This is a genomic window from Microlunatus soli, assembly GCF_900105385.1.
In the GTDB taxonomy this organism is placed as follows: domain Bacteria; phylum Actinomycetota; class Actinomycetes; order Propionibacteriales; family Propionibacteriaceae; genus Microlunatus; species Microlunatus soli.
Window position 1 is genome coordinate 2,564,808 of record NZ_LT629772.1, and the last position, 21,003, is coordinate 2,585,810.

Below are 21,003 nucleotides of genomic sequence, written 5' to 3' on the forward strand. Positions count from 1 at the left end.
TGTCTCGGACACTCAGTGTTGTTTGGCATAGGCCGCTACCCCGGTGTCGTACATGATGCAGGCCTCGTCGCCGTCGACCCAGGCGTCGTGTCCGGGTTCGATGACCATGACATCGCCCGGGCCGACGGCTGCCTCGGTGCCGTCGTCCATCCGGACGGTCATCCGACCCGAGATGCAGATCCCGGTGTGGCGGGCCTGGCAGGATTCCGTACCGGCGATCGGCTTGACGTCCTCCGACCACCGCCAGCCGGGCTCGAAGGTCCCCTTGCCGAGTGTGAAATCACCGATCGTGACGATGTCCATGTGCCCGTGATCCTTGAAGGGCCGGGTCTCGTCCGGCGTGTCGATGTTCCGCGAATCCAGTGCTGACATGACTTCCCCCGATGACATGGGCCGCCCCCGTGCGGCCTCCCGATTTCACGCTACGCCGGGCGGACGTTGCCGGCGTGCGGAGTTGATCACCTCCCCAACTCCCGCCTCACGTGCATGATCATCACGTGTCGGCAGCCAACGACAAAGCCGCCCCCTGGAGACCGGGAGGCGGCGATGAAAGGCGACTGTGCTGGCGCGCCCGGAGGGATTCGAACCCCCAACCTTCTGATCCGTAGTCAGATGCTCTATCCGTTGAGCCACGGGCGCCTGTTGCTCACCGCTGGCGAGCAACGCCGACTTAGCTTAGCGGTCGGGTGCCGTTCCGCCCAAATGCGTTCGCGTCGGGAACGTCCGAGCGGGGTGGTCGGCGCCCGAGGAGCCAGCCACATCGTGAGAGATGGACGACACTCAACCGATTGAGGAACCCCTGGGGTTGCGGACCAACGGCACTGGTCACCTATTGTTCACCGCGAGACGTCGGTTCGACCGGCTGCATCGGCGTCCCAGCCCTGTAGCTCTGCCCCGAAGGACCAAGGGGAACCGTGACCATTGCGTTGTTCGTCGTGATCTGCGTCATTGTCGTCGCACTGATCTTCGATTTCACCAACGGCTTCCACGACAGTGCGAACGCGATGGCCGGCCCGATCGCTACCGGCGCATTGCAACCTCGTACGGCGGTGCTGCTGGCGGCCATCCTGAACGTCGTCGGCGCGTTCCTGTCCACCGAGGTCGCCAAGACGATCTCCGGTGGGTTCTTCGACGAGAAACTGGTCACCCCGCAGATCGTGCTGGCCGGCCTGAGCGGCGCGATCATCTGGAATCTGATCACCTGGCTGCTCGGGCTGCCGTCCAGTTCCTCCCACGCCCTTTTCGGTGGCCTGATCGGCGCCGTCATCATCGGCGCCGGCCTTGCCTCGGTCAACTTCTGGGTGGTCATCTCCAAGGTGCTGCTGCCGGCACTGGCCGCCCCGCTGGTCGCCGGGCTCGCCGCGGCCGCGGCGATCAGGATCGCCGACAAGATCGTCACCGACGTGCCGAAGAAGGACACCAAGCAGGGCTTCCGCCGGGCCCAGGCCTTCACTGCCGCGATGGTGGCGCTGGCGCACGGCACCTCCGACGGCCAGAAGACGATGGGCGTGATCACCCTGGTCCTGGTTGCCGCCGGACTGCAGGGCGCCGGCACCGGTCCACACTGGTGGGTGATCGGGCTCGCCGGTCTGGCGATCGGCCTCGGTACCTACTCGGGCGGCTGGCGGATCATGCGCACTATGGGCAAGGGCATCGTCAAGATCGACACCGAGCAGGGCGCTGCCGCCGGCGCGGCCACCACTGCCACCATCCTGGCGTCCTCGCACCTCGGTTTCGGACTGTCCACCACGCACGTCTCGACCGGCAGCATCCTCGGCTCCGGCGTCGGCCGCAAAGGCGCCGACGTCCGCTGGGGTGTCGCCCGGCGGATGATGTTCGCCTGGCTGCTGACCCTGCCCGGGGCCGCGATCGTCGGCGGTGCGGCTTCGCTGCTGGCCGGCCTTGAACTGGCCGGCACCCTGATCCTGCTCGCGCTGCTCGGCCTGGCCTGCCTGGTGATCTGGCTGATCTCCCGGCGCAACCAGGTGGATCGCAGCAACGTCACCGACAGCGCCGACGTCCTGGTCCTGAACGCCGCCAAGCCGAACAAGATCGCCAAAGCGCAGCGCAAGGCAGCCGAGCGGCGTGCCAAGGAGGAACGCCGACTGGCCGCGGCCGGGCAGGCCGAACACGCAGCAGCCGGATCGACCGATGCTGCCCAGCACCCCGACCGGAAGGGGACCGACCAGTGAAGATCGATTGGCTCTCGCTGTTGATCGTCGGCGTCGTCTCGATCTCGGTGACCGCGGTGTTCGCGGTGCTGCTGTCCATCGGCATCCGGCAGATCTCACGAGCACGGCTGGCCCATGAAGAGGGCCGCACGGCAACGGCAGCGACGGTCACCGGCTGGATCGCGCTCGGCCTGATCGGCGTCATGATCCTGTTCGCGCTCTACCTGATCATCCCGCAGTTCCATTGATCTGCTGCTGACTCGGGACCCTTGACAGGATTTATTTCTTCTGGAAAGAATTCTCGGACGGTGCACGCCCCATCCGACTCCTGACGGGAATCGACGTTCCCGGACTCGCAGCTGAGGATCCCCCATGTTCAAAGAAGAACACGAGCGCCCGTCGACCGATCGCCCCCGACGGTCCGGACGCAGAGCACTCACAACAGCCCTCGCGATGATGCTCAGCCTGAGCCTGGCCGCGCTCGGCGCGACCGGTCCGGCGCTGGCCGAGGAGACGCCCCGGTCAACGGCCGACACGGCCCGGATCGACCCGTCCCGCGGACAGGCCGCGAAACCCTACCTGGGTTGGAGCAGCTGGAGCCTGCAGGCAACCACCTACCCGGGTGTCAACCCGGACGGCGGCGGCAGCTGGCTCAATCAGAAGCACGTCCTGCAACAGGCCGACGTGATCGACAAGTTGTTGAAAAAGCACGGGTACGAGTACGTGAACATCGACGCCGGCTGGCAGGACGGAGCCGACCGGTACGGCCGCCCGACGGTCAACGCCGAACGGTTCCCCGACGGCATCGGCTACCTCGCCGACTACGTACACGCCCGCGGTCTCAAGCTCGGCGTCTACACCGTCGTCGGCCTCGGCAAGGATGCCTACGCCGACGGCACGATGCCCGTCTACGGCGCGCCGCAGTGCCGCAGCTCCGACCTGGTCTATCCCGACCTGCGGACCACCAACGGCTGGGACATGTCGTACAAGATCAACTTCGACAGTCCGTGTGCCCAGCTCTACATCAACTCGATCGCCGACGTGTTCGCCGGTTGGGGTGTGGACTTCCTCAAGATCGACGGCGTCGGACCCGGGTCGTTCAAGGGTGGCGAGAATTACGACAACACCACCGACATCGCCGCCTGGAGCAAGGCGTTGCACGCGACCGGCCGACCGATCACCTTCGTGCTGTCCTGGGCTCTGGCACATACCGAGGCCGACACTTGGAAGAACTACTCCAACGGCTGGCGGATCGACACCGACGTCGAGTGCTACTGCAACACCCTGGTGACCTGGAACTCCTCGGTCAAGGGCCGCTGGAACGACGTCGTGCAATGGATCGACGATGCCGGGCCCGGCCACTGGAACAATCTCGATACCCTCAACGTCGGGGTCGGCGAGATGGACGGACTGAACAAGGACGAACGCCAGTCCACTATGACCCTCTGGGCGATCGAGTCCGCGCCGCTCTACCTCGGTGACGACCTGACCAAGCTGGACCGGTACGGGCTTTCCTTGATCACCAACGACGAGGTGATCGCCGTCGACCAGCAAGGCAATCCCGCCCGTCCGGTGAGCCAGGCGTCCCGCCAGCAGGTCTGGTACGCCAAGAACGACGACGGCAGCTACACCGTCGCACTCTTCAATCTCGATGATCAACGCACCGCCGATGTCACCGCAAGGTTTGCCGACCTCGGCTTCGACGGAACCGCCGATGTCCGTGATCTCTGGCAGCGCAAGGGACTGGGAGCTGCGACCCAGAAGATCACCGAATCGCTGCCCCCACACGGTTCTCGACTGTTCCGCGTCACCCCCAAGAAGGTGGATCTGACGGTGCCGGCCGCGCCGGTCGACCTGCACGGTACGGCGTCCGGCGCCGGCTCGGTGTCACTGGCCTGGCGGACGGTCACCCCCGGCCGGCAGCCTGAAGCGACAACGTTCGACGTGTACGCCAACGGCAGTTTGGTCGCCTCTGACGTCGCCGAGCACGACGCAACGATCGACGGATTGGAGCCGGCGACCGGCTACCGGTTCGCTGTCGTCGCGCGGAGCGCCGACGGCAGAACGTCGCGGCCCAGCTCGCCGCAGACGATCACCACGTCGGCTGCCGATGGACCGACCACGTACGAGGCCGAGGACGCCGGCAACGACCACACCGGCAACGCCGGCGTCGCGGACTGCGCGGGCTGCTCGGGCGGTGCCAAGATCGGCAATCTGGGCGGCGACGCGACCTTGACGATCAAGGACGTGACCGCACCGACCGACGGCCGCTATCTGGTCAAGATCGACTATGTCGACGGCGACGTCAGTCGAGAGGCACAGTTCACCGTCGACGGCGCCGACACCGGCACCTGGATCACCTTCCCCGGGACCGGGGACAACGACTGGGATCACCCGCAGTCGATCATGGTCCCGATCACCCTGAAGGGGGCAGCAACGACATCGTGATCGCCACCAAGGGCGGCTACTCCCCCGACATCGACAAGATCACCGTCTGACCCACCGGCACCCCTCGAGAGCGGGGCTCAGGGGGTGCGCGGGAGGCTTTCAGGACGGCAGCACCTGCCGAGTGAGGGCGACCACCGCGGCCCCGCGCGCCCATTCGGAGAACGGGATCTCCCGGTGGATGATCTCGACCTGCGCGGCCTGCCCGAACGCGTGCCTGCGGATCACCTCGTCGACCAGGTCTCCGAAGGCGGAGTCCAGATCGAACCCTTCGCTGGAGATCACCAGCCGCTGCGGCCCGATCAGATTGACCACGTTGGCGATGCCGATCCCGAGCTCGCCGCCGACGGCTTCCAACAGCCGGCCGGCGGCGGTGTCGCCTGCCGCGGCTGCCGTGATCAACTCTGCAAAACTCTGCGGCTCCGTCGACACAGCACCCTCGGCGCGGAGCATCACCGCTTGCCGGGAGATCATTCGCTCGATCTGTCCGAGCTGCGGTCGCCCCGCGGTCGCATCGGCGTCCGGCAGCCCTGCCGCGTTGATGATCATGTGACCGAGCTCGCCCGCCACCCCGAACGCACCGCGCAACACCTGACCGCCGATCACCAAGCCGCAGCCGATTCCCTCCCCGATCGTGACGACGGCGAAATTGTCGATCCCGAAGGCGTCTCCGAAGGCCTGCTCGGCGGCGGTCAGGGCCCGGATGTCGTTGTCGATGATCACCGGCGGACCGATCATCGACGCCAGCCGTTCGGCGAACGGGACATCGCGCCAGCCGAGCAACGGTGACAGCACCACAACACCGCGCTCGGTGTCGACGTCCCCGGAGATCGCGACGCCGACCCGATCCAGTCGATGCCGACCGGACAGGTCGGCGACGACGGCGGCGACCTCGTTGATCACCGGGTCGACATCGAGCGTCCCGACCGGCTCGGGCAATGGGTGCCGGACCTGCTCGATGATCACCCCGGACAGGTTGGTGACGACGGCGATCACCTCGTCCGCGGTCAGCTTGATCCCGAGCACCGTGACCCGCGAGCCGACGATCCGGACCTGCTGGGTGGGCCGACCGGCGCCGACCCCGCTGCCGCGCGGCAGGCTGGTTTCAGCGATCAGACCGGCCTCGAGCATCGGACGCAGCGCCTTGGTCACCGCGGCGGCGGAGAGTCCGGTGTGTTCGGCGATCTCGCGGCGGGTGGTGATCTGTCTGCTGAGCAGGAACATCAGCACCTCGGCGGCCGAGCGACTGCGGTAGGGAGCGGCACCCGGTGGCTGCTCTCCGCGCGTCATGCGACCAGTCTCCCATCAGGGCGCCGATGCGGCCTGATGGAAGCGTCGGATCAGACCAGTCATACCAGTGGTCATGCCAGTGCGGCCGTGAGCTGCCTCATATTTCGGACCGTCGTCCAGCCTGGGAAATCGCTTGCTGACAAGGGTGATCGGACTCACACAACCCAAGTTCCTGTTTTCGGATAATACCAGTAGTGCCCGTGGACTATCGTGCAGACCACATCACCTACTGGTCCTATCAATGGTCCTGACTTCTGGAGGTCTTCACGTGACTGCCACGGCCACCCGTACGGTCGGCACTACCCCGATCACCAACAGCAAGCTGCAGAGCTGGGTCGACGAGGTCGCAGCCCTGACCGAGCCGGACGCCGTCCGGTGGTGCGATGGCTCGGAAGCGGAATGGAACGAACTGGCAGACACCCTGGTCCGAGCCGGCACCCTGGTCCGCCTCAACGACCGTGCCAAGCCGAACTCGTTCTACGCCCGGACCGATCCCGAGGACGTGGCGCGCGTCGAGGACCGAACCTTCATCTGCTCGGCATCGCCGGACGACGCCGGGCCGACCAACAACTGGATGGACCCGGCCGAGATGAAGGCCACCATGACCGAACTCTTCCGCGGGTCGATGCACGGCCGGACGATGTACGTCGTGCCCTTCTGCATGGGGTCGCCGGACGCAGCACAGCCGATGTACGGGGTGGAGATCACCGACTCGGCCTACGTCGTGATGAGCATGAAGATCATGACCCGGATGGGCACGCCGATCCTGGACGCGATGATCGACAGCGGGGCGGATTTCGTGCCCTGCCTGCATTCGGTCGGCGCACCGCTGGAGCCGGGCGAGACCGACGTCCCGTGGCCGTGCAGCGACACCAAGTACATCAGCCACTTCCCCGAGGAACGGGCGATCTGGTCCTACGGATCCGGCTACGGCGGCAATTCGCTGCTGGGCAAGAAGTGCTACGCGCTGCGGATCGCCAGCGCCGTCGCCCGCGACGAGGGTTGGCTGGCCGAGCACATGTTGATCTTGAAACTGACCTCGCCGGAGGGCCGCATCTACCACGTCGCGGCGGCCTTCCCGAGCGCCTGCGGCAAGACCAACCTGGCGTTGATCAACCCGACCATCCCCGGCTGGAAGGCCGAGACGCTCGGTGATGACATCGCCTGGATGCGTTTCGGGGCCGACGGGCGGCTCTGGGCGGTAAACCCCGAGTACGGATTCTTCGGGGTGGCACCCGGCACCGGTTGGGACACCAACCCGAATGCGATGCGGGCGATGGAGAAGGGCAACTCGCTGTTCACCAACGTCGCACTGACCGATCACGGCGACGTCTGGTGGGAGGGCGCCACCACCACCAAGCCGGGCCACCTGACCGACTGGAAGGGCCGCAGCTGGACACCGGGGAAGGGCCCCGACGGCGTCGATCCTCAACCAGGGCAGAGGATCGAGCCGGCGGCGCATCCCAACAGCCGGTTCTGCACGCCGATCAAGCAGACCCCCACCCTGGCGCCGGAATACAACTCGCCGAACGGCGTCCCGATCGATGCGATCCTCTTCGGCGGGCGTCGCAAGGACACCGTCCCGCTGGTCACCCAGTCCCGGGACTGGGCGCACGGCGTCTTCTTCGGTGCGACGTTGTCCAGTGAGACGACGGCGGCCGCAACCGGCAAGGTGGGTGTGGTGCGCCGGGATCCGATGGCGATGCTGCCGTTCATCGGCTACCACGTCGGGGACTACCTGGAGCACTGGCTGCAGGTCGGTCGTGATCATGATCAGGCCAAACTGCCGCGGATCTTCTACGTCAACTGGTTCCGTCGTGCCGATGACGGCGGCTTCCTGTGGCCCGGATTCGGTGAGAACAGCCGGGTGCTGAAGTGGATCGCCGAACGGATCGACGGCCGGGCCGACGCGGACGAGACGCCGATCGGATCGGTGCCGGCCGCCGGCTCGCTGGACGTCTCCGGCTTGTCGGTCGGCCCCGAGGACCTGGCCGCGGCCAGCGCCGTCGACCCCGAGGAGTGGCGGGCCGAGCTGCCGTTGATCGAGGAGTGGTTCGACCGGATCGGCGACAAGCTGCCGGCCGACCTCCGTACCGAACTCGACAACCTCCGCAACCGCCTCGGCTGAAGGCCACCGCAGCAAGATCGGGGAACCTGCTGCCGGGAACTCCCGGTGGCAGGTTCCCCGATCCTCCGCACGGTCCGGAGGTTGTCCACAGATTCACGTTGCAGGGACGGTTCGAGGGACAGGGTGCATCAGATTTGACGGATGAAGTCTCGGATCGATCCGGCGCCGGAGCTCCTCACCCTTGCCCGGATGCAGGAAGGCGTTCTGACCGCCGAACAGGCAGCAGCGTTCGGGCTCGGGCGCCATTCGATCGCGCGTTTGGTCGGACAGGGCCGATGGAACGTGCTCGATTCCGGGTTGTACGCCATCGACGGCGCACAGAACGACTGGGGAGCAAAGGCGTGGGGAGGCGTCCTGCTCGGCGGGGACGCCGCTCGGATCGGTGGCACCAGCGCGGCATACCTGCACGGGCTTCTCGTCGATCCACCGACGGAGATCACCGTCCTGATTCCGCACAATGCGCGTCGACGCAACCGCCCACCCTGGCGCTTCCAGCGCGAACGACCGGGTGCACACGACCACCGGTCGATCGGTGGGCCGCCACGGCTCACGATCGAGGACACCGTCCTCGACCTCTGTGATCCGAAGCTGACACCGAGCTTCCGGTCGCCGACCGATTGGGTGATGACGGCGATCCAGCAGCGGAAGACAACGCCTCGCCGGCTGCAGTCAGCCCTTGACCGGCGCTCGCGGAGCATCAACAGGCGGTTGATCCAGGACATGATCACCGATGTCGTTGTCGGCGCCCAGTCGGCGCTCGAGGTGCGTTACCTCCATGACGTCGAGCGGGCCCACGGGCTACCGCACGGACGCCGCCAGAGCGGGCGGACGACCGGCCCCGCCGAGCGTACCGGCCGCGCCTACCGGGACGTGTTGTACGAGGAGTACGCGGTCGTCGTCGAACTCGACGGCCGTCCCGGGCACGATGACGAGGGAAGATTCCGCGACCTGCGTCGAGACAATGTTTCTGCGGTCCGTGGGGAGCTCACGCTTCGCTACGGCTGGGAGGACGTGGTTGACGACACCTGCCTGACCGCATTCCAGGTCGGCGGCGTTCTGCTCCGTCGCGGCTGGCCCGGCCCGCTTCAGCAATGCCCCAACTGCGCCGAGGTTCCGTGGTTTGGGGAAACTGCTGCCGGATAGTCCCGGCAGCAGTTTCCCCAATGAGCCGATTCGAACCGGCTCCTGGGCGGAGGCGGCGGGATTTGAACCCGCGATGGGGTTTGAGCCCCAAACCCGCTTAGCAGGCGGGCGCCATAGACCGGACTAGGCGACGCCTCCCCAACACAACGTCCCACGCCGACGACGCGGAACGCCCGGCAAGACTACCGATTGGGATGCCTCCGGAGCAAAAGCGATCCCCGGACGACCTCTCCACACCGCTCACGGAGCCCATCCGGAGGGAGGCTCGCGGCGCCGATCTGGGACGCTCCACGGGGCCACTTCAGCGGACTCATCTCGCGTTCTCAGGCTTGACCCGTACAGTTGGTCGCGGTCTGTCGTCAGAGCCGGGCGTCGGTGGTCATCACCGGATCATGGCGACACCGGCCGACACATGCCGCCGAGAGCGAGGAGTCGCTTGTGCCCGACGACCAGTGGAGCTGGGATCTTCCTCAGCGCGCCCAGTCGTCGTACGACCCGGCCGAACCCGTCGCCGAAGGGTCGGCGCGTCCTCGCCGCGCAGCGCATATCGACGCCGGCGACGACTTCTCCCGTACGGTGCTGCTGACGATCGCCGGCGCTCTCGTCCCCGGGCTCGGCCTGATCGCGGCCGGCCGTCGCCGCGTCGGCACGGCAGTGCTGTCGGTGTTCGTCCTGTTGGTCGTCGGGCTCGCCGTCGGGGCGATCGCCGACCGGCATTCGCTGCTGGCCGCGGCGGTCAATCCTCGGTTCCTCACGTTGCTGGCCATCGGTCTGGTGGTACTGGCGCTGTGTTGGGTCGCGGTCGTGGTCGGCACCCATCTGAGCCTGGGCGGTGGCCCGTTGCGGCGCCCGCAGCGGGCCGGCGCCAGCCTGCTGGTCGCGCTGCTGTCGTTTGCGGTCGCCGCACCGATGGCCGTTGCAGCCCGCTACAGCGTCGACCAGGCCGGACTGGTCAGCACCGTGTTCCACGGCCAGGGCAACTCCAACAGCGCGACCCGACCGACGGCGCAGCCCACCAATCACCGCGACCCGTGGAAGAACACCGACCGGGTCAACATCCTGCTGCTCGGCGGCGACGCCGGCGCCGACCGCACCGGCACCCGGACCGACACCGTGATGGTGGCCAGCATCGATCCGCAGACCGGCGACACCACCTTGATCAGCCTGCCGCGGAACACCGGAAAGATGCCGTTCCCGGAGGACTCGGCGCTGCATCAGTACTACCCCGAGGGCTTCACCGACGGCGACGGCAACAACGCCGAATACTTCCTGAACGCGATGTACGACAACGTGCCGAACAACGTCCCGCACGACGTGCTCGGCAAGACCGACAACCTCGGCGCCGACGCCCTCAAACTGTCGGTCGGTGAAGCCACCGGGCTCAAGATCGACTACTACGTCTTGATCAACCTGAACGGGTTCAGGCAGCTGGTCGACGCGCTCGGCGGGATCACTGTCAACATCAACACCTACGTGGCGATCGGCGGCAGCACCGACGAGCACATTCCACCGAAGAGCTACCTCAAGCCCGGCCCGGACCAACATCTGGACGGCGCCAAGGCGCTCTGGTTCGCCCGCGGCCGCTATGGGGCGGACGACTTCCAGCGGATGGACCGGCAGCGCTGCGTGGTGAACGCGATCATCGACCAGGCCAACCCCGGTAACGTGCTGACCAGGTACGAGGCGATCGCCCGGGCCGGCAAGCAGATCGTCAAGACCGACGTCCCACAGGAGGCCCTGCCGGCATTCGTCGACCTGAGCATGCGGGCCAAGAGCGGCAACGTCCGCAGCCTGGTCTTCAAGCACGGCCAGAACGGATTCTCCAGTCCCGATCCGGACTTCGATCTGATGCGTCAACGCGTGGCCAAGGCGCTGCACGAGACCCACGACGAACCGAAGAAGTCCGACAGCCCGTCCGACAAGGGCTCGGGTGGCAACGGATCGGGCGGCAACGGATCGGGCAGCAACGGATCGGGGGACAACAGCTCGGCCAGTAGCGAGCCGAGCAGCGGCGGCGAGTCGGAATCCCCCTCGGCCTCGCAGAGCAGCAGCGACACCGAGCCCAGCAGCAACCCCGGCGACACCGGATCGGCCTCGGCAGGCGCCAGCTCGAGTGCACAGTCCGGCAGTGAGTCGACCAAGGACGCCTGCGCCTGGCAGCCGGACGTGGCGGCGTCCGCCCAGCCACCTCGCTGACCGCCGCTCGGGCGTCCCTCCAGGCCGCCGCCGGTGCGGACCTCGATCAGTCCAGCAGCCGATTCTGGTGAGCCCAGACGACGGCTTGGACCCGGTCGCGGAATCCGAGCTTCAGCAGGATCCGACCGACGTGGGTCTTGATCGTCGACTCCGAGATCTGCAGCTCGTCGGCGATCTCCTGGTTCGACAGGCCCCGCGCGACGGCCAGCAGCACGTCTCGCTCCCGGCCCGTGAGTTGCTCCAGCTCGCCGAGATCCTCCAGCTGCCGGACACGCTCGGCACGGACCGCCTCCGCCGCGCCGGGGAACTGACTACCGAACAGATCGAGCATCCGGCGGGTGATCCGCGGCGACACGCACGCCTCACCGCTGGCAACGGCGCGGATCCCGTTGATGATCTCGATCTTGGTGGAGTCCTTGAGCAGGAAGCCGCTGGCACCGGCGTGCAGGCCACCGAAGGCGTACTCGTCGAGATCGAAGGTGGTCAAGATGATCACCCTGCTGTCGGGCAGCTCGGCGATCAGCTGCCGGGTCGTCTCGATCCCGTCCTGGCGGGGCATCCGGACGTCCATCAAGATCACGTCGGGACGCAGTCGACGTGCCTGCTCGATGGCGGCGCGCCCATCGGCGGCCTCACCGGCGACGCGCAGACCGGGTTCGGCGCCGACGACCATGGCCAGCCCCAACCGGACCAGATCCTGATCATCGACGATCAGGACCGAGATCGGTGCCGGATCGGCCTCGGCCTCCGGGTCGGTCATCCGTCCTGGGCGGCGTCGGGCAAGGTCATCACCACGATCCAACCGCCGCCCGGGATGGGTTCGCTGCGTACCGCGCCGCCGTAGAGTGCCGCCCGCTCCCGCAACCCGATCAGCCCGCGACCGGAGCCGACGATCTCCATCGGCGGTGCCGCGCTGTCGTTCGTCACGGTCACGGTCACGCCGGAAGTGTAGTCGATCTCGACGTTGACCTCGGTCGGAGCGACGGCGTACCGCAACGCATTGGTGAGGGTCTCCTGCACCGCCCGATACACCGCGAGTTGGACGCCGGCCGAGACCTTCGGCTCACCCGTCGTGACGTAGCGGATCGGCAGTCCGGTCTGCCGGAACACTCCGATCAGGGTGCCCAGATCACCGAGCTCGGGCGACGGGTCCAAGGCCGCTCCATGATCGGAACCATCGCTGAGTACGCCCAGCACACGACGCATCTCGGTGAGCGATTTGCGCCCGGTGCGCCCGATCTCGGTCAGTACGGTCCGTGCCTGTCGGACGTCGGATTCGAGAACCGAATCCGCACCGTCGGCGAGGCGCACCATCACCGACAGCGAGTGCGCGACGATGTCGTGGATCTCCCGCGCGATGCGTGATCGCTCGGCGGCGACAGCCAGCTCGCTGCGCTGTTCCTGATCACGGGCCAACTGCTCGGCATGATCAACCAGAGCAGCGATGTAGCGTTTGCGGCCACCGACGTTCATGCCGATCACGACGGCAGCCAGCAGAAAGGCGAAGGTGGTGAACAGCACCTGCTGACGCCGCCCGAACAGCGTCAACCAGGTGCTGCCCTCGGCCAGCACGGGCCAGCTTTCCACCAGCGACGTGACCACTGCGACCAGCTCGGTCGCCCCGAACGCGGCAGCCAGCCCGATCCAGCCGGCCCGGTTGGAGCGATAGACCGACAGCGCGTAGAGCGAGGCGGTCAGCATCATCGACAACGCACCGATCGGTGCAGCCAGCAGCGGTGCCGAACAGAGCAGCACGATGACGAACGACGGCACCGGGAACCGCCGCCGGAACCACAGCGCGACGCCGGCGACCGCCGCGGCGACGACCACGACCGGGAACGACCACACCGGCGGCCGATCCACCGACGTCGGCAGACCGAAGACGCTGAGTTCGCCGGCGAAGCAGATCGCCACCACCAACCCGTCGACGATCCGCGGGTGCGCGGCGGCGAACCTGCGGATCCAGCCCGGCGGCCGCGGCAGTGGCCCGGCAGGCCGGACCGGTGACGCCGGTTCGGCGTTCATGGCCGACTCTCCTCCGATCCATCGGCGATGATGCCGAGTCCGGTTTCGTTCTCGTCCGCCGACGTCGCCTCCGGCTGGTCGTCGGGGCGCGGCTGGTCGCCATCGGCGACGGAACGACGGCGGTTGCCGATCCTGGTGGTCAAACTGTAGAGGACCGGCACCAGGATGAGGGTCAACAGGGTTGACGACACCAGGCCGCCGATCACGACGACCGCCAGCGGGCCGGAGATGAACGCCCCACCGCCGGTGAACCCGAGCCCCATCGGCAGCAGCGCGAAGATCGTCGCAGCGGCGGTCATGATGATCGGCCGGATCCGCAGACGGGCACCGTCGACGATCGCCTGCTCCGGTGCGGCACCCCGGGACCGGATCGTGTTGATCAGATCGATCAGCACGATCGCGTTCGTCACCACGATGCCGATCAACATCAGCAGTCCGATCATCGCCGGCACCCCGAGCGGTGTATCGGTGATCAACAGGCTGATCAGTGCGCCGGTCGCTGCGAACGGAATCGAGACCAACAAGATCAACGGCTGTAGCAGGCTGCGGAAGGTCGCGACCATGATGATGAAGATCAACATCACCGCCAGCCCCATCGCCAGCGCAAGCTGTCCGAACGCCTCCTGCTGATCGGCGGACGCACCGCCCTGCTCCACCGACACTCCGGCCGGCAGCTCCAGGCCGTCGACGGTGGTCTGCAGTGCTTGACTGACGGCGCCCAGGTCGGAGCCGGTCGGCGTAGCGGTGATCGTGATCGCGCGTTTGCCGTCGATCTGGCTGACCGCGGTCGGTGCGTCAACGGTCTTCACCGTCGCGACGTCGCCGACTGTGAGGGGATCGGCCCGAAGGTCGGTCAGCTGTTCCTGCTTCTTCGCCAGTTTCTTCTGTTCCTTGCCGAGCGCTTCCTGCTGGTCGGCAAGGTCTTCTTGATCCTGCTTCAACTGATCCGCATCGTCCTGTTGCGCCGCGGCCTCGTCCTGCTGGTCGCGCATCGCATTGGCTTGATCATCGAGTTGTTCGACGCCGGCCTTCGCCTGCTGGACGGCGGCCTGCAGCTGAGCGACCTGCTGGGCCCAAGCAGCGGCAGCCTGCTGCGCAGCCAGTTGGTCCTGGGTGACCGGGACCTGTGGCTGTCCGGGCTGCGGCTGCTTCGGCGCTGCGGGCTGCTGTTGCTTGAGCTTGCGCAGTTGCGCTCGGGTCTTCTCCAGGTTGCGTTCGGCCTCGCGACGGCTCTTCCGCAGATCGTCGGCCTGATCGCGGACCTTCGCCTCGCTCTGCCGCTGAGTCCGATCGGCCGCCTCCTGTTGCCGGTCAGCGAGCTCCTGCTGCCGATCCTGCAGCGCATCGGAGCGCTCGGTGAGCTCGTCGGACTGCTTCTGCAGCTTGTCCTTGGCAGCTTCGGTGGCTTCGGTCTGGCGGGCCTGGGAGACCGGCAAGGTCAGCGCCTCGATCTCGGCCGGCGTCGGATTCGGTGCATGGGTCCGGACGATGAGGTCCCGCTCGACACCGTCCAGGCTGACCTGCCCGATCGTCGTTCCTTGCATCGCCGCGGTCAGCGCCTGTCCGATCTCGGCCTGGGTATAGCCCTGCTCGGCCGCCCGCATCCTGTTCAGCGACACCTTGAGGATGGGGCGTTGCTCGGACAGGTCGGATCGGACGTCGGACAGGCCGGGAACCTTCTTCACCGCAGCGACGACCGCGGGAACGGTGTCGTTGAGGACCTCGGAATTCTCTCCGGACAGAATCACCGTGACGTCGTTGGAACTGGCTGCCGCGACGGCGGACGACAGCGTCACGTCGCCGGCGTTCCGGACGGCAGCCAGTTTGCCCCGCAGCCGATCGGTCGCCGCTGCGGCGTCGGCCTCGTCGGACAGAGTGACGGCGAAGGTGGCGGTGTTGGATTCCTGGCCGCCGATCGTGCTCAGGTGACTCTTGATGTCGGGATCGTCGGCCAGTACCCGCTCGACCTTCTCGGCCGCTCTGCTCGTGGCAGCGAGCCGGGTGCCGGCCGGCAGCTCCTGGCTGATCTGCAACGATCTGTCATCGCCGAACGAACCGAGGAAGTCGGTCTTCAACAACGGGGTCGCCGCCACCGTTCCGATGAAGATCAACACCGACAGCACCAGGGTGATCACCGGGCGCTTCAGAGTCCACCGCAGGATCGGCAGATATCCGCGTTGCAGGGCGGTGATCTTGGTCGCTTCGTCCTCGCCGCGGTGCGCGCCGGCGCCCGCTGCGAGTTTCCTGCCACGGAAGAACCAGTAGGCCAACAACGGAACGATCGTCAGCGCGACCAGCAGCGAGGCCAACAGGGCAACGGCGACGGTGATCGCAAACGGCCGGAACAGCTCACCGGTCGGGCCTCCGACAACGGCGAGCGGGACGAACACAGCGACCGTCGTCAGGGTCGACGCCGTCACCGCTCCGGCGACTTCCTTGACCGAGTCGACGACGCCGCCGATCGACAATCGGGCAGCGCCGGCACCCCGCCGTTTGATGTTCTCGATCACCACGATCGAGTCGTCCACCACCCGGCCGACGGCAACGGTCAGCGCGGCCAGCGTGAGCATGTTCAGCGACAGGTCGCCGATCCGCAGTCCGATCATCGCGATCAACAGCGACATCGGGATCGAGATCGCGGTGATGATGGTGGAGCGGATCGACAGCAGGAAGACCAAGATCACGACGATGGCGAAGGCCAGACCCAGCCCGCCTTCGGTCGCCAGGTCATGCAGCGACTGCTCGATCATCGGTGCTTGATCGAAGGCGGTGCTGGCGACCGCCTGGTGTCCGATCCGAGACATCGCGTCCGGTAGTGCCGCCTGCACTGCGTGAGAGATCTCGACGGTGTCTGCGTCCGGGGCCTTCAGCACCGCGACACTCAACGCGGGTCGACCATCGGCTCGGGCCAGCGACGTCCGTTCGACCGTTGCCAGCTTGACGTCGGCGATCTTCGACAACGGGATCGGCCCGTCGGTCGTGGCCACCGGCAGGCCGGACACCTGCTTGATCGAATCGGGCGCATCGCCGACCTGGACCGACAGCTGGGTGTTGCCGTCGTGCGTCGAACCGGCCGGCGTCGCGCTGAGCTGACCCTGCAGCGCCTGGTTCACCACGTCGGGTTGCAGATCGTGAGCCCGTAGATCGTGCGGCCGCAACGTCACCGCGATCTGATCGGTGTCCTGACCGGACAGCTGGACATCGCGTACGCCGGGGATCGCGGCCAGCCGGTCGACCACCAGATCGTCGACCAGCGGAGTCAGCTCGGGCAGCTTCAGGTCGGCCGCGACCGCCAGTTGGATCACGGGGAAGTCGTCGATGCTGCCCGCGGCCACCTCGGTCTTGACGGCCTCCGGCAGTTCCGACTTCACACCGTCCACGGCAGACGTGAGGTCGGCGATGATCTTGTCGGTGTCGAGCCCGTAGTCCCACTGTGCCGTCAGCTGCGCGCCGCCGGTCTGCGAGGTGGCCTTGACGTCGGTGACCCCGCGGACGTTCTTCAACGCCTTCTGGATCGGGTCGGCCGCTTCGTCGGCGACGACGTCCGGCGCGGCGCCCGGATAGGTCACCGAGATGGCCGCCTGCGGAGCCTGGATGTCGGGCATCAACTCCTGCTTGAGCGAGAGCACCGAGCTCACGCCGAAGATCAGGACGGCGACAGAGATCAGCGCGACGACGAGCCGATTGCGAAGACTGAAACGGGTCAAACCGGACATCGGCTCTGGGATTCCTCTTCTCACCACACCCCGGCGGTGCACAGGCAGACACGAACGCCCGTCATGCTAGGAAGAGTTCAGCGTCGACAAATCCTTCGTACGATGGAAATCCGGCGCTGGCATGGCACTCAGGTACTAGTGCCCTGCACCCGAAATCCGTTGCATAAGTCGGGCGACTGAAGTGGTGAGCTGCAAGGCGGAGGAGGTGCGCATGCCGGGTGCATGTAAGCCGACGACAACGCAGCAGATTGCCGCTTCAGGCGTTCGAATTATGTGACGGATTTCGGGTGCAGGACACTCGTGCCCGGCATCGAGGATCCGGTGCGGCGCGACCCTGTTACAGGGAGTGGTAGCCGCGGTCGTCGTCGAGCCGGTCGGCGAGCTCGGCTGACAACCGTGCGAACTCCGGATCGGCCGTACCGCGCGGGCTGTTGATCTTGAGATCCGGTGCGTCGGAGGAGTCCCTGGCCAGGTAGATGACGTGGTCGTCGGTGGTCACGCCGCTGATCTCGGCCCACCGCGCCCGCGCGGTCCGGCCGGCACTGCTGATCACGATCTCGTCCGGGCCGAGCCGGACCTCGGTGCGCAACCGGTGGCGTACGACGGCGGCCGCGACGGCCAGGGTGATACCCAGCGCAAACAGGACGATGCCGATCACCACCAGGACAGCCAGCGAGCGGTCCAGCCCGACGACGATCAGGACGGCTCCGATCAGGTCGAGCACCGCGCTGATCGCCGAGGCACGCAGCGGCCGGTCGGCCGTCAGCACGTAGCTGGTCATCAATCCTGCCCATCCGATCGGACACCGACGTTCATCGGCGGCGAGGGTGGGATTCGAACCCACGGAACGGTTTGAGCCGCTCGGCCGCTTTCAAGGCGGCTGCACTAGTCCACTATGCGACCTCGCCATGCTGTGTCACCGGCCGTTGCCGACCACCGCGCACAGCAACCGCGATCTTAGACGAATGTCCACGGCTGCCTCGAACTCAACCGCGCCGGCACCCCGATGGCGGGGTCAGGGCAGCAGCAGGATCTTGCCGATGTTGCTGCCGGACTCCAGTCGGGTATGGGCGGCGACGACCTCGGTCAGCGGCATCCGAGTCTCCGGCGCGGGCTTGATGGCTCCGGCGGTGAACTGCGGCCAGACCTGCTCGGCGACCTGCCGACAGATCGCCGATTTCTGCTCGGTGGGTCGTCCTCGCAGTGAGGTGGCGGCGACCGAGGCACGCTTGGCGAGCAGCGCACCGAGATCGAGGGTCGCCTTCCGGCCGCCCTGCAGCCCGATCACCATCAGCCGGCCGTCGGCGGCCAGCGAACCGGTGTTGGCCTCCAGATACTTCGCGCCCATGTTGTCCAGAATCACGTCGACCCCGCGGCCCTGGGTGAAGTCGGCTACCGCAGCTGCCCAGTCCTCGCGATAGGAGACAGCGAGGTCGGCGCCGACGGCGCGGCAGTGTTCCAACTTGTCCTCCGATCCGCCGGTGGCGATCACGGTGGCTCCGAGGGTCTTGGCGTATTGGATGGCGAAGGTGCCGATGCCACCCGCACCACCGTGCACCAGGAAGGTCTCGCCGGCGGCGAGCCGGGCCTGGGACAGATTCGACAGCACGGTCGCGGCGACCTCGACCAAGCCACCGGCGGTGACCAGGTCCACGCCCTCCGGCGGCGCCACCACCTGACCGGCCGGTACGGCGACCCGCTCGGCGTAACCTCCGCCGGCGAGCAGCGCGACGCACGGATCGCCGGGGCGCCAGCCCTCGACGCCGTCGCCGACCTCGGCCACCACCCCGGAGCACTCCAGGCCGATGATCTCCGAGGCACCGGGCGGCGGGGCGTAGACACCGATCCGCTGCTGCAGATCGGCCCGGTTGACCCCCGCCGCGGCGACCTCGATCACGAGTTCACCGGCAGCGGGGACCGGGTCGGGGATCTCGGTGAGCTGCAGGACATCCGGATCGCCCGGCTGTTCAAGAGTGACGGCACGCATGGCGCCAGTCTGCCCGGTTCTGACCAGCAGGTGGATCACTGGCAGCCAATCGGCCGGATCCGGCCCGCTTCGCGACCGCGTTGGCTAATCCATTAACCTCGTGGTGTCGGCGGCTCCCGAGCCGGCCATCGGACCGGGTCCGATCCGATCGTGTCGCCATCGGTGCAAGGATGGCTGCGCATCGGTCCGTTCAGCGATAACGAGGAAGTTGATCATGACTCAGCAGGAAGCGACGGTCGCGACGCGCGAGCTGTCGGTGGGCATCGCCGGGTTCGGCATGCGGGCGGGACTGTGGAAGTACGCCCAGCGCCCGGACCATCCGACACTGCCGAGCCGGGTGACGATCATCTGCGATCCGAGCGAACGCGGTCAGGCCGATGCCCGGTCCGCGTTGCCCGAGGCCGAGGTCACCGACGATCTCGATCGGCTGCTCGGCTCCGGGATCGATGCGGTGCTGATCACCACCCCGGATGATCAACACTTCCCGGTGGCGTTGCGAGCGCTGCAGGCCGGTGTCGCGGTGTTCTGCGAGAAGCCGCTGGCGATCACCATCGAGGACTGCGACACTCTGCTGCAGACCGCGTACGAGACCGGCACCCGGCTCTACGTCGGCCACAACATGCGGCACATGCCGGTCGTCCGGCAGATGCGGGAGCTGATCGAACAGGGCCGGATCGGCGAGGTCAAAGCGGTCTGGTGCCGGCATTTCGTCAGCACCGGCGGCGACTTCTACTTCAAGGACTGGCACGCCGACCGGAGCCGCTCGACCGGGCTGCTGTTGCAGAAGGGCGCGCACGATCTGGATGTCATCCATTGGCTGGCCGGCGGGTACAGCGCGACGGTGTCGGCGATGGGCGACCTGATGGTCTACGGCAAGATCGACGACCGCACCGACCACACCGACGACCGGATGTGGGACTGGTACAACAAGGACAACTGGCCGCCGACGGAGCAGAACGGACTCAACCCGGTGGTGGACGTCGAGGACATCTCGATGATGCAGATGCGACTGGACAACGGCGTGCTGGCCTCGTACGAACAGTGTCACTTCGCCCCGGACTACTGGCGCAACTACACCGTGATCGGCACCAAGGGCCGGATCGAGAATCTCGGCGACGGCCCCGGTGACACGATCGCGGTCTGGGACCACCGGCACGACACCTTCAGCGAACCGGACGACAAGATCATCATCGGCGACGGCGAGGCCGGTGGCACGCACGGCGGCGCCGATCCGCGGTTGATCGACGAGTTCCTCAACTTCACCGCCAACGGTGGCCGCACCGACACCTCACCGGTGGCAGCCCGGCAGGCGGTCGCCGCCGGTTGTGTCGCCACCGACTCGTTGCGCAGCGACGGCTCGGCCCGCCCGGTGCCGCCCCTCCCGCCGGAACTGATCGCCTACTTCGAGTCCGGCCAGAGCTGACCCAACCCCGCCGACCCGTCAGTTCCTCCCCGAAACACGCCGGAATTGCGGGAGAAACTGACGGGTCGGCGGAGAGGGCTCAGTGCAGGGTGCCGACTCCGCTGATGAAGTTCGTGGCGTAGGTGAGTTCGACGGGGAGATCTCCGGGCGGCAACAGGGTCGAGGCGACTTGAGCGATCCGCTCGGAATCGACGTGCACGCTGAGGTGGCAGGCACGGTCGGCGGGGATCTCGAAGCTCACCGTGCCCCAGTAGACGATGTACTGCCGGCCGTCGATCGCCACGACCGGCGGGATCTGCCCCTTTTGCAGCATCCGATTACCGGTCGTGAGGTTGAGTCTCAGGACCCGACGGTCACCGTCGTACGGTTCGACGTACGGGATGACGGCGGCCGGCATCCGACCGAAGCTGCCCTGGCTCATGGTCGGATTGTGCCAGTCGAACCGGCCAACCAGACCGCCACAAAACCCCCGCCGACCC

The 21,003-nt window shown here is 67.1% G+C and carries 15 protein-coding genes and 3 tRNA genes; 7 read left to right on the top strand and 11 right to left on the bottom strand.

The features are described from left to right. Positions 1 to 12 precede the first annotated feature (12 nt). A complete protein-coding gene (locus BLU38_RS11865) occupies positions 13 to 372 on the bottom strand; it encodes a cupin domain-containing protein (RefSeq protein WP_091524865.1) in 360 nt (119 codons plus the stop codon). A gap of 191 nt (positions 373 to 563) precedes the next feature. Next, positions 564 to 639 (bottom strand) — tRNA-Arg (locus tag BLU38_RS11870). 275 nt (positions 640 to 914) lie between these two features. Between BLU38_RS11870 and BLU38_RS11875 the strand changes: the two genes are divergently transcribed. The 3 genes from BLU38_RS11875 to BLU38_RS11885 all read left to right on the top strand — a co-directional run bounded on the left by BLU38_RS11875 (position 915) and on the right by BLU38_RS11885 (position 4,619). Further along, positions 915 to 2,192 carry an inorganic phosphate transporter gene (locus tag BLU38_RS11875; protein ID WP_091524868.1) on the top strand — a complete coding sequence of 426 codons (1,278 nt, stop codon included), beginning with the start codon at positions 915 to 917 and terminating at the stop codon, positions 2,190 to 2,192. After that, positions 2,189 to 2,419: a hypothetical protein gene (locus tag BLU38_RS11880; RefSeq protein WP_091524872.1), complete on the top strand. Its 231-nt coding sequence runs from the start codon at positions 2,189 to 2,191 to the stop codon at positions 2,417 to 2,419. Before BLU38_RS11875 ends, BLU38_RS11880 begins: the two co-directional genes overlap by 4 nt. A 124-nt stretch (positions 2,420 to 2,543) precedes the next feature. After that, the gene (locus BLU38_RS11885) at positions 2,544 to 4,619 is read left to right on the top strand and encodes a fibronectin type III domain-containing protein (RefSeq protein WP_197680088.1); all 2,076 of its coding nucleotides are present in this window, start codon (positions 2,544 to 2,546) and stop codon (positions 4,617 to 4,619) included. Positions 4,620 to 4,718: 99 nt separating this feature from the next. On the opposite strand, the gene BLU38_RS11890 is transcribed toward BLU38_RS11885, so the two are convergent. Next, a complete protein-coding gene (locus BLU38_RS11890) occupies positions 4,719 to 5,906 on the bottom strand; it encodes an ROK family transcriptional regulator (protein WP_091524875.1) in 1,188 nt (395 codons plus the stop codon). Positions 5,907 to 6,174: 268 nt separating this feature from the next. Between BLU38_RS11890 and BLU38_RS11895 the strand changes: the two genes are divergently transcribed. Further along, the gene (locus BLU38_RS11895) at positions 6,175 to 8,034 is read left to right on the top strand and encodes a phosphoenolpyruvate carboxykinase (GTP) (protein WP_231920304.1); all 1,860 of its coding nucleotides are present in this window, start codon (positions 6,175 to 6,177) and stop codon (positions 8,032 to 8,034) included. Between the two features lie 141 nt (positions 8,035 to 8,175). Next, positions 8,176 to 9,177, top strand: a complete 1,002-nt coding sequence (locus BLU38_RS11900; RefSeq protein ID WP_091524883.1) for a type IV toxin-antitoxin system AbiEi family antitoxin domain-containing protein — start codon at positions 8,176 to 8,178, stop codon at positions 9,175 to 9,177. A 47-nt stretch (positions 9,178 to 9,224) separates the two neighbouring features. Here the strand turns inward: BLU38_RS11900 and BLU38_RS11905 are convergent. Further along, positions 9,225 to 9,315, bottom strand: a tRNA-Ser gene (locus BLU38_RS11905). Positions 9,316 to 9,615: 300 nt separating this feature from the next. On the opposite strand from BLU38_RS11905, the gene BLU38_RS11910 reads away from it, so the two are divergent. Next, a complete protein-coding gene (locus BLU38_RS11910) occupies positions 9,616 to 11,373 on the top strand; it encodes an LCP family protein (protein WP_157683402.1) in 1,758 nt (585 codons plus the stop codon). A gap of 46 nt (positions 11,374 to 11,419) precedes the next feature. Here the strand turns inward: BLU38_RS11910 and BLU38_RS11915 are convergent, their stop codons facing one another. The 6 genes from BLU38_RS11915 to BLU38_RS11940 form a co-directional block, all read right to left on the bottom strand. Continuing rightward, a complete protein-coding gene (locus tag BLU38_RS11915; protein ID WP_091524890.1) occupies positions 11,420 to 12,133 on the bottom strand; it encodes a response regulator in 714 nt (237 codons plus the stop codon). Next, complete coding sequence (locus BLU38_RS11920) at positions 12,130 to 13,398, bottom strand: sensor histidine kinase (protein ID WP_091524894.1); 1,269 nt, start codon at positions 13,396 to 13,398, stop codon at positions 12,130 to 12,132. Before BLU38_RS11920 ends, BLU38_RS11915 begins: the two co-directional genes overlap by 4 nt. Then, complete coding sequence (locus tag BLU38_RS11925; protein ID WP_091524897.1) at positions 13,395 to 17,114, bottom strand: efflux RND transporter permease subunit; 3,720 nt, start codon at positions 17,112 to 17,114, stop codon at positions 13,395 to 13,397. The genes BLU38_RS11920 and BLU38_RS11925 overlap by 4 nt, the downstream gene beginning before the upstream one ends. Before the next feature lie 337 nt (positions 17,115 to 17,451). Next, positions 17,452 to 17,895 carry a hypothetical protein gene (locus BLU38_RS11930; protein ID WP_157683403.1) on the bottom strand — a complete coding sequence of 148 codons (444 nt, stop codon included), beginning with the start codon at positions 17,893 to 17,895 and terminating at the stop codon, positions 17,452 to 17,454. A 38-nt stretch (positions 17,896 to 17,933) separates the two neighbouring features. Further along, positions 17,934 to 18,022 (bottom strand) — tRNA-Ser (locus tag BLU38_RS11935). A 107-nt stretch (positions 18,023 to 18,129) separates the two neighbouring features. Further along, positions 18,130 to 19,101 (bottom strand): NAD(P)H-quinone oxidoreductase, encoded by a 972-nt coding sequence (locus tag BLU38_RS11940; protein WP_091532313.1) that lies wholly within the window; start codon positions 19,099 to 19,101, stop codon positions 18,130 to 18,132. Positions 19,102 to 19,315: 214 nt separating this feature from the next. Between BLU38_RS11940 and BLU38_RS11945 the strand changes: the two genes are divergently transcribed. Then, on the top strand, positions 19,316 to 20,524 hold the full coding sequence (locus BLU38_RS11945) for a Gfo/Idh/MocA family protein (RefSeq protein WP_091524905.1): 1,209 nt from the start codon (positions 19,316 to 19,318) through the stop codon (positions 20,522 to 20,524). A gap of 79 nt (positions 20,525 to 20,603) precedes the next feature. Here BLU38_RS11945 and BLU38_RS11950 read toward each other — a convergent pair whose 3' ends face one another. Beyond that, a complete protein-coding gene (locus BLU38_RS11950) occupies positions 20,604 to 20,945 on the bottom strand; it encodes a hypothetical protein (RefSeq protein WP_091524909.1) in 342 nt (113 codons plus the stop codon). Between the last annotated feature and the right edge of the window lie 58 nt (positions 20,946 to 21,003).

What these genes read in the sequence shown, in the direction of transcription:
- BLU38_RS11885 (WP_197680088.1), top strand. Translation starts at nt 2,544, where the DNA reads ATGTTCAAAGAAGAACACGAGCGCCCGTCGACCGATCGCCCCCGACGG.
- BLU38_RS11930 (WP_157683403.1), bottom strand. Translation starts at nt 17,895, where the DNA reads ATGACCAGCTACGTGCTGACGGCCGACCGGCCGCTGCGTGCCTCGGCG.
- BLU38_RS11925 (WP_091524897.1), bottom strand. Translation starts at nt 17,114, where the DNA reads ATGTCCGGTTTGACCCGTTTCAGTCTTCGCAATCGGCTCGTCGTCGCG.
- BLU38_RS11940 (WP_091532313.1), bottom strand. Translation starts at nt 19,101, where the DNA reads ATGCGTGCCGTCACTCTTGAACAGCCGGGCGATCCGGATGTCCTGCAG.
- BLU38_RS11915 (WP_091524890.1), bottom strand. Translation starts at nt 12,133, where the DNA reads ATGACCGACCCGGAGGCCGAGGCCGATCCGGCACCGATCTCGGTCCTG.
- BLU38_RS11950 (WP_091524909.1), bottom strand. Translation starts at nt 20,945, where the DNA reads ATGAGCCAGGGCAGCTTCGGTCGGATGCCGGCCGCCGTCATCCCGTAC.
- BLU38_RS11920 (WP_091524894.1), bottom strand. Translation starts at nt 13,398, where the DNA reads ATGAACGCCGAACCGGCGTCACCGGTCCGGCCTGCCGGGCCACTGCCG.
- BLU38_RS11900 (WP_091524883.1), top strand. Translation starts at nt 8,176, where the DNA reads ATGAAGTCTCGGATCGATCCGGCGCCGGAGCTCCTCACCCTTGCCCGG.
- BLU38_RS11890 (WP_091524875.1), bottom strand. Translation starts at nt 5,906, where the DNA reads ATGACGCGCGGAGAGCAGCCACCGGGTGCCGCTCCCTACCGCAGTCGC.
- BLU38_RS11945 (WP_091524905.1), top strand. Translation starts at nt 19,316, where the DNA reads ATGACTCAGCAGGAAGCGACGGTCGCGACGCGCGAGCTGTCGGTGGGC.
- BLU38_RS11865 (WP_091524865.1), bottom strand. Translation starts at nt 372, where the DNA reads ATGTCAGCACTGGATTCGCGGAACATCGACACGCCGGACGAGACCCGG.